1 protein-coding gene is annotated in these 715 nt (G+C 74.0%); it reads right to left on the bottom strand.

Annotated elements, in window-relative coordinates:
- A partial coding sequence (locus tag LUZ64_RS36790; RefSeq protein WP_232390657.1) for an AfsR/SARP family transcriptional regulator occupies positions 1–713 on the bottom strand: 713 nt, incomplete at its 3' end.
- Positions 714–715 lie beyond the last annotated feature (2 nt).

Raw genomic sequence — 715 nt, forward strand, 5'->3', positions numbered from 1 at the left:
GCCTGGAGGATGCGTTGCTGGAGTTCGGAGAGTTCGGGGCAGGGGTCGACGCCGAGTTCGTCGGCGAGGAGGCGGCGGGTGTCGGCGTAGACGGCGAGGGCTTCGGCTTGGCGGCCGCTGCGGTAGAGGGCGAGCATGAGGAGTTCGCGGAGGCGTTCGCGCAGGGGGTGGGCGGCGGTGAGGGCGGTGAGTTCGGAGACGGCTTCGGCGTGGGCGCCGACTTCGAGGTCGAGGTCGAGGCGGGTTTCGAGGAGGGTGAGGCGCCATTCCTCGAGGCGGGTGCGCTGGGTTTCGGCGAAGGGGCCGGGGAGTCCGGCGAGGGGTTCGCCGTCCCAGAGGGCGAGGGCTTCGTTGGTGAGTTCGCGGGCGCGGGGGCGGTCGCCGGCGGCGCGGGCTTTCTCGGCGCTGGTGGCGAGGTGTTCGGCGCGGTCGATGTCGAGGCAGCCTTGGCCGACGCGTATCGCGTAGCCGCCGGATTCGCTGATGAGGGCGTCGGCGTCGGTGCCGAGGACCTTGCGTAGTCGTGAGGCGTAGGTGCGCAGTGCGGCGAGGGCGGCGTGGGGTGGTTCCTCGCCCCACAGCGCGTCCACGAGTTCCGCCGCGGTGGCGGTGCGGCCGCCGCGCAGCAGCAGCGCGGCCAGGAGCGCGCGCTGCTGGGGCGAACCGGTGTGGAGGAGCTCCCCACCGCGCCGGGCCCGCACGGGCCCGAGCACGG

Origin of the sequence: Streptomyces albireticuli (genome assembly GCF_021228125.1) — a bacterium.
In the GTDB taxonomy this organism is placed as follows: domain Bacteria; phylum Actinomycetota; class Actinomycetes; order Streptomycetales; family Streptomycetaceae; genus Streptomyces; species Streptomyces albireticuli.